A 7678-nucleotide genomic window follows, 5' to 3' on the forward strand; every position below is an offset into this window, starting at 1 on the left:
GTTTGGGCTAGGTTCTTCCAGGACATAGGCTATTGCTCGAACTTGAATAAAGGCTTATTTTACCCATTTTGGGGCTTGAGGTCGTGCAAAGGTCTCATCCTATAAAGTCACGATTTTTCTTTGCCTGCCGGCTTAATCAACCTTATCCCCAGTTCTTTCAATTGCTCATCCGTCACCACCGCAGGCGCACTGACCAATGGACAAGCCGCCGATTGGGTTTTAGGGAAAGCAATAACATCACGAATGGATGTCGATCCGGTCATCAGCATGACTAATCTGTCTAAACCAAACGCCAACCCACCGTGCGGTGGTGCGCCATATTTCAGGGCATCTAACAGGAAGCCGAATTTTTCCCGTGCCTCCTCCTCGCCTATGCCTAAAATCCCGAATACAGTCTGCTGCATGGATGTACGATTGATACGGATGGAACCGCCGCCGACTTCCGTACCGTTCAACACGAGGTCGTAAGCGCGGGATAAAGCCGTACCAGGATTGGCGACCAACTCTTCCACTGAACAGCTAGGCGCGGTGAACGGGTGATGGATGGCATTAAAGCGTCCGCTTTTTTCATCCCAATCGAACATGGGGAAATCGACGACCCAAACGGGTTTCCATTCACCTTGTAACAAATTGAGGTCATGGCCTAATTTAACGCGTAATGCGCCCATTGCCTCGTTGACGATGCTGGCTTTGTCCGCGCCGAAGAAGATCAAATCGCCATCCTGTGCGCCTGTTTTTGCCAACACACTGGCCCAGACTTCAGCGGGGGCAAACTTGACAATTGGCGATTGCAAGCCGTCGATGCCAGCGGCAAGGCCGTTGACTTTGATATAAGCTAGCCCTTTCGCACCATAAATGCTGACAAATTTGGTTAAATCTTCAATATCTTTACGGCTGAGTTTGTCGCCACCGTTAGGTACGCGCAAGGCTACAACACGACCTTTTGGATCGTTAGCAGGCGCAGAGAACACTTTGAAATCAACGGCTTTCATGTCATCGGCAATATCTACCAATTCCAGCGGAATCCGCAAATCAGGTCTATCGATACCGTATTTGGAGACAGCCTCCTGATAACTCATGCGCGGAAATTTGGCATCCAGCTCTACGTTAATCACTTTGGCAAATAACTGGCGGATCATCTCTTCCATCACGTTCATGATCTCGTCCTCGTTCATGAACGAGGTTTCAATATCCAACTGGGTGAATTCCGGCTGGCGGTCAGCACGCAAGTCTTCGTCGCGGAAACAACGCACGACTTGATAATAACGATCCATTCCCGCAATCATCAACATTTGCTTATAAAGCTGCGGCGATTGTGGCAAGGCAAAAAAGGCGTTTTCATGGGTACGGCTAGGCACGATGTAATCGCGTGCGCCTTCCGGCGTGGCTTTGGTGAGATAAGGTGTTTCAATTTCAAAAAACTCGTTATCGTCCAGAAAGTTGCGTAACACCCGCGTCACATCACGGCGCACTTTCATTTTTTCCTGCATGGCAACGCGGCGTAAGTCGATGTAACGGTACTTTAAACGTAATTCCTCGTTGACTTCTATATCGCTTTCTATCGGGAAAGGTGGCGTTTCCGACTCGTTCAGCACTTCGATGTGTTTCGCCAGTATTTCGATTTCGCCAGAAACCATATTAGTGTTACTCGTACCTTGAGGACGGTCACGCACGAGTCCTGTGATGGCGAGTACATATTCGCTACGGACGTGTTCTGCTGTAGCAAAAGCATCCGCCACATCAGGATCAACGACCACTTGCACTAACCCCGCACGATCCCGAAGGTCGATAAAAATCACGCCGCCATGATCCCTGCGTCTATGTACCCATCCACAGATGGTTACGGTTGCTCCTAGCTGTTGTTTATTAAGTTCTCCGCACTTATGGGTACGCATAGTAATCTCTGGATTGTTGGTTTAATGTGGAATGGGCAAAAGGGTGTGGTACACCCATCTTCATGAGGATTTTCAGTCACTGGAACTGGTTGAACTCGCTACAGGGGACGCACTCGTTGAACTGCTGCTAGAACTGGCAGGGCTTGCCGTATCGCCAGCGACATTCTTTTTAATGCCGCTTTTAAAGTCGGTTTCATACCAACCTGCACCTTTTAATCTGAACCCCGATGCGGAAATTTTTTTCGCTAAGTCCGGTTTTTTGCAGGCGGGGCATTCAGTCAGTGGTGCGTCACTGAATTTTTGTAAGGCCTCGTAGGCGTGGCCGCAGGAGCGGCATTGATATTCGTAAATTGGCATAATGGCTCCATTAAAAAATCCATTAAATCCTAGTAATGGGGTGCATTAGTAGGTTTTACAAGACTCTTAGCTATAAAATGAGTGCTATTTTACAGACATCCACTTAAATAATGAAAACATTAACCATTACCCGTCCCGATGACTGGCATGTACACGTCCGAACTGGCGCGATTTTGAAAGCCGTGTTGCCGCATACCGCCCGGCAATTTGCCCGTGCCATCATCATGCCGAACTTGAAACCACCCGTCACGACGGTTGAACAGGCCTTATTGTACCGCGATGAAATACTGACAGCCGTGCCGATGGGCGTGGATTTTACCCCGCTTATGACGCTGTACCTGACCGCTGCGACCACAGAAGCAGAAATAAAAAAAGCGGCGGAATCCGAACACATCCATGCTTTTAAGCTTTATCCGGCAGGTGCAACTACCCATTCAGATTCGGGTGTTGGCGATATTAAAGCCGTCTATCCGTTGTTTGCAGCGATGGAAAAATATCATATTCCGTTGCTGATTCACGGTGAAGTCACCGATGCAGATTGCGATATTTTCGATAGAGAAAAGGTTTTTATAGACAGGTATTTAACGAATATTGTCGAATGCTTTCCCGATTTGCGGATCGTCTTTGAGCATGTCACGACCGCCGAAGCAGTGCAATTTGTCGAGTCTGCCAGCCACCACGTAGCCGCAACCATTACGCCACAGCATTTATTGTATAACCGCAATGCCTTGTTCGTCGGGGGCATCCGTCCACATCATTATTGTTTGCCCATATTGAAGCGCGAACAACATCGTTTAGCATTAGTTAAAGCCGCAACCAGCGGCAATCCAAAATTCTTTCTGGGTACGGACAGCGCACCGCACACCACCGAAACCAAAGAAAATGCTTGCGGTTGTGCCGGCTGCTATACCGCACCGATTGCGTTAGAACTCTATGCCGAAGCCTTTGAAGCAGCGAATGCGCTTGATAAATTAGAAGGCTTCACCAGCTTTTACGGCGCAGACTTCTACCGCTTACCCAGGAACACCCGTACGATTACCTTGGAAAAAACCAATTGGGACGTACCTTCAAGTTACGGTGAAAATGGTGTTTCGATTACTCCACTGAAATCGAATGAGCAGATGCACTGGAAAGTTCAATAAAATAGTAGTCAAGTAATGTATGGGCTGTCAAAGAATCCAAGTAAGGTGCGCGTGCGTACCTTCCGAAATTTAGAGGTACGTACGCATCCCTTGACTTCGCCAGTCTACTTCGGTGAAAGAGCGTTCAATAAACTTCCTACGGGGTAGGCTCAACGATGGTAATTTCAGACGATCTATTTGAAGCTTACCTCAAGTGCAAGACAAAAGCCTACCTATTGTTCCTCGCAGATCCTGGTTGGCTTCGTCTCACCGATTCTATTGGCGAATGGCAATGGAAAATTAGAAATGACTTTAGGCGCGAGTACATCAATACGCTTACCTCTGAGAACCAAAATGTATATTTCATTGGAGCTCTAACGAAAGACCAACTCAAATTCCGAGAATATCAATGGATCATCAACCCGGAAATCACAAGTGAGGATTTGGCGTCTAAGCCTGATCTACTCGAAAACACATCATTTCACTCCCCAAAAACAAGCAATGGCAACTATATGATCTTGCCCTGATTTCACGGACACCCCACTAAGCGACTTTTTTATTTTCATTCACTTCAAACGCAACTGGGCTGAGATAGCCTAGTTTTGAGTGAAGCCGTTTGCGATTGTAATATATTTCAATATATTCGAACACTTGGTACTTAGCTTCTGATCGGGTTTGAAACCGTTCGCCGTGGACGGCTTCGACCTTAAAGCTGTGATTCCAGCTTTCCATGGCTGCATTGTCGTAGCAGTCGCCTTTCTTGCTCGTGCCACAGATTAGCGGGTGTTTCTGGAACAGTTCCTGGTAGGCGGCCGAACAATATTGGCTGCCCCGGTCGGAGTGAACAATCACGCCTGTTGGCAGCCTCCGATGCCATAACGCCATGACTAGGGCATCACAAACCAGCGTTGCCGTCATGCGTTCGGCGATTGCCCAGCCAATCACCGACCTGGAATAAAGCTCAAGCACGACCGCCAAGTACAGCCAGCCTTCATCCGTCCAGATATAGGTGATATCCGACACCCACTTCTGGTTTGGCCCGCTTGCACTGAAATCCTGCGCCAATAAGTTAGGGGCAACCGGCAATGAGTGCTTGCTGTTCGTGGTCGCCTTGTATTTCCTGGCCGCCCTCGCCCGCCAACCATTGTCACGCATGATCCTGGCCACCCGGTGCCGACCTGCTGTCTTGCCTTCGTCTTGGAGCCGCCGGGCGATCCTGGGCGCACCAGGCCGGCCTTTTCCATCGTCAAACACCCGTTTGATTTCAGCCTTCAGCAGCTGCCTCGCTTGGTCTCTGGCTGAAGGTGGACGCTGTTTCCAGCCATAATAACCGCCACGTGAAACCGACAGCAGGCGGCACATCAGTTCTACCGGGAATTGTTTTTCGTTAGTCTTAATCATGGCGTACTTCACTTTGGCAGTTTTGCAAAGTACGCTGCCGCCTTTTTTAGGAAGGCCGCCTCGTCTTCCAGGCGGGCATTTTCCCGTTTAAGGCGGGACAGCTCGGCTTGCTGGAGCTTTTGCTCTTCAAAGGGTTGCCCCCTGTATTCCGACGCTTTGTACGCCATGAGTACAACATTGCTTCGGCGAGGCCTAAATCCTGCGCCACCTTGGGGATGCCATCTCGGTCAGCTCGCTCTAATGCTTGTTCTTTAAATTGGGATGTGTATTTGTTGCGTACCGTTTTTCTGGCTTCTTCTTTTTTTGTTTTCATTGTTTACCTCGGTTTTAGAGATTACTCTCTTAGCCGAGTGTCCGCTAGATTGGGGCAAGATCACCCTTCAATAAGGAGATGAAGAATCTTGTTCAAGAATTTGCTGAGCTTATGAGAAAGATAATCGCTACCGTCGATAAATATGGTCTAAAAAAGTATTTTCTTAAGAAACATATTGCGGATGTAGAACAGTTTTATAGAACAATTTCGAAGCATAAATTTGAAACGGCATCAGCAAAGAAAGCTCAAACACGCTTTAAAAAAAATCGGAATAGTCTTTTTACTTTTCTAGAATTCGACGGTGTCCCCTGGAATAATAATAATGCCGAACATGCGGTCAAAGCTTTTGGAAGAGGAATTCATGACATCGTTGATGGAAGAACCAGTGAAAATGGCATCAATGAATATTTGGTACTCTTAAGTATTAATCAAACTTGCGAGTATAGGGGCATCGATTGGAAGACCGCGTCCCCGACGCCAAAACCGTCTGGTTGTTTCGGGATCGGCTTAAGGCCTTGCTTGGGCATGGTCGAGGTGTTGTTTGCCCGTTTTCATCAACAACTGGCAAAGCAAGGCTATATTGCCCAGGCTGGGCAGATAGTCGATGCCACCTTTGTCGAAGCGTCACGGCAGCGCAATGGCCGTGAAGAAAACGCCCAGATCAAGGCCGATGAAGCCCCGTCCGCCTGGGACGAGGCATACCCTAAGTCCAAAAAGCCATGCGCCGCCAGAAAGACACTGACGCACGCTGTACAAAGAAGAACCCTTCGTGGAGTCAACTTATTCAGTGTTTCCTAAAGAAAGTTAGGCGTTTGGCAAGTAGAAAGGCAAAAAAAAGCGCATTACTTATCCGAGGGGATAAGATAATGCGCAATGCCTTAACGAGAAAGCAGCTATACCACGAGGAGCCAACGACACATTTTACTGTGCATGCAATATTTAAAGCAGTTATCGTGCCATTTTTTAATCTCGCCAAATAATTTAATTACTACTTATAAATCATAATGTTAAATTTTTATGGCAGGTTGAGGTAGTATTTTAAGAGCTAACTTAACACGCTAAAAAACAGCAAAAAGTGACTTTTTTTGTCTTATATTACAAAAATGGAGTTCAGCGGTTACTGAGCAGACTCTGACAAAGGGGGTAATGCGTGATTTTATTATCCTCACATCATCCACTCCAGCAAAAGAGCAGAAATAATTACCATTATTGTTTTGCTAACAATGTTTTTACATAAAAAGAGACCATTGCACGGACAGCAGAAGCGTAAGCGATCCATTAACCGCATGGTCAAGGATTATGTTAGGGTTCGCAAGCGCACCCTCAACCTACGATTAACCCAACGTACGCGGTAGCAATTTTATCGGCTGAGGTGAAAAAAGAATCGGTGGCAACTACCAAGCCGACAACAAAAACAATGATTATCCCAATAGGATGTTTTTTAATACGGTCAATTGTTTTTTTGGCAGATGAGCTAGGCATAGTGTGGATTGACCCTACGCAATCGCTCTGTGCAAATGATCCGGCAGCACCTAAGCCACGATGTCAAACGGGTATAACCTGCCATTGTTTTTGTTGGAGCGGGACAAGTTTGGCGATAGTGATAAAATCACGGTCATCATGCAACAGCAACAAACGGTTTTCCAGGGCAATTTGGGCAATACAGCAATCAATCGGGCTACGAACCGTCAGCCCTTGCCGACGTAAATTGAAGTAGATTAGCGCTGCCGCTCGCCACGTGACGGGTTGCGCTTCAATATAATCCTGCACGTCGAGATACTTGCTGAGCAATCCCCATTCCCGTTCATCACGGCAACCTTGCAACAACTCCAACTGTTGGAATCGGGTCAAAACAATGTCGTGTCCGCCGATTTCATCAACCAGCCGTTGGCTGTATTGCTGGGTTTTATCGCGGAACAGATGCACCCAAATGGAGGTATCAATCAGAACCATGCCGCAGCTCGCGCAGGCGCTTAGGGTCGTAATCATCGGCAAAGTCAATTTTGCCTGCCAGCTCAAATAGATTAAGTTTCTTGCGCGAACGGATTAATTCCCGCAAGGCTAAATCGATTAATTCGCGTTTGGTGCGCACACCGGTTAAGGTAGCGGCTTCCTTGACCAAGGTTTCATCAAGCACAATGTTGGTTCGCATGGCAATCTCCAATACACACTCAATGGTGTATTATACACCATGCACCGCTTTAGCGTCTCAACAAGATAGGTGTCGGATTTCGTTGATACCTATACAGCTTTTGTTTCCATGGTAAGTCGGAATCACTCCATCATAGCCAACAGGCGGGCTTGACCCCCCTCACGTGCTTGTAGCTCCGATTAGCGAAGCGTAATCGGAGGAAAGCAAACAATATTCATACGTACGATTACGATTACGATTACGCTTCGCTAATCGTACCTACGGCTCTGGACAACGCGAACGATGCGCCTCGTTCCTCGGCAGCATCCTATAAGCACATCTTATGGCCTTACTTGCTTGATTTGAAATGGTTTAATTAAACAGGACACTTCTAGAGGCAGATTTATAATGTCATTAGAGGTGACCATGAATATGAATAACATTCAAACGAAACGACCAA

At 47.3% G+C, this 7678-nt stretch carries 7 protein-coding genes and 1 pseudogene; 3 read left to right on the forward strand and 5 right to left on the reverse strand.

The genetic code is table 11. The features are described from left to right. Positions 1–107: 107 nt before the first annotated feature. Both aspS and ABL924_RS16895 read right to left on the reverse strand, forming a co-directional pair. On the reverse strand, positions 108–1895 hold the full coding sequence (gene aspS, locus ABL924_RS16890) for an aspartate--tRNA ligase (protein WP_349028268.1): 1788 nt from the start codon (positions 1893–1895) through the stop codon (positions 108–110). A 72-nt stretch (positions 1896–1967) separates the two neighbouring features. After that, positions 1968–2252 carry a zinc ribbon domain-containing protein gene (locus tag ABL924_RS16895; RefSeq protein WP_349028269.1) on the reverse strand — a complete coding sequence of 95 codons (285 nt, stop codon included), beginning with the start codon at positions 2250–2252 and terminating at the stop codon, positions 1968–1970. 110 nt (positions 2253–2362) lie between these two features. Here ABL924_RS16895 and pyrC point away from each other — a divergent pair, with 110 nt between their 5' ends. Together pyrC and ABL924_RS16905 are read left to right on the forward strand one after the other, a co-directional pair. Next, complete coding sequence (gene pyrC, locus ABL924_RS16900; protein WP_349028270.1) at positions 2363–3394, forward strand: dihydroorotase; 1032 nt, start codon at positions 2363–2365, stop codon at positions 3392–3394. A 155-nt stretch (positions 3395–3549) separates the two neighbouring features. After that, positions 3550–3900: a hypothetical protein gene (locus tag ABL924_RS16905; protein WP_349028271.1), complete on the forward strand. Its 351-nt coding sequence runs from the start codon at positions 3550–3552 to the stop codon at positions 3898–3900. 16 nt (positions 3901–3916) lie between these two features. On the opposite strand, the pseudogene ABL924_RS16910 reads toward ABL924_RS16905, so the two are convergent. Further along, positions 3917–5087, reverse strand: a pseudogene (locus ABL924_RS16910) (IS3 family transposase). Between the two features lie 111 nt (positions 5088–5198). Here ABL924_RS16910 and ABL924_RS16915 point away from each other — a divergent pair. Then, positions 5199–5885 carry a transposase gene (locus tag ABL924_RS16915; protein WP_349028272.1) on the forward strand — a complete coding sequence of 229 codons (687 nt, stop codon included), beginning with the start codon at positions 5199–5201 and terminating at the stop codon, positions 5883–5885. A 747-nt stretch (positions 5886–6632) separates the two neighbouring features. Here ABL924_RS16915 and ABL924_RS16920 read toward each other — a convergent pair. Beyond that, entirely contained in the window at positions 6633–7040 is a 408-nt protein-coding gene (locus ABL924_RS16920; protein WP_349028273.1) for a PIN domain nuclease, read from the reverse strand. Next, positions 7027–7239 carry a type II toxin-antitoxin system VapB family antitoxin gene (locus tag ABL924_RS16925; protein WP_349028274.1) on the reverse strand — a complete coding sequence of 71 codons (213 nt, stop codon included), beginning with the start codon at positions 7237–7239 and terminating at the stop codon, positions 7027–7029. The genes ABL924_RS16920 and ABL924_RS16925 overlap by 14 nt, the downstream gene beginning before the upstream one ends. Positions 7240–7678 lie beyond the last annotated feature (439 nt).

The sequence above is a fragment of the Methyloglobulus sp. genome, assembly GCF_040079455.1.
GTDB lineage: Bacteria > Pseudomonadota > Gammaproteobacteria > Methylococcales > Methylomonadaceae > Methyloglobulus.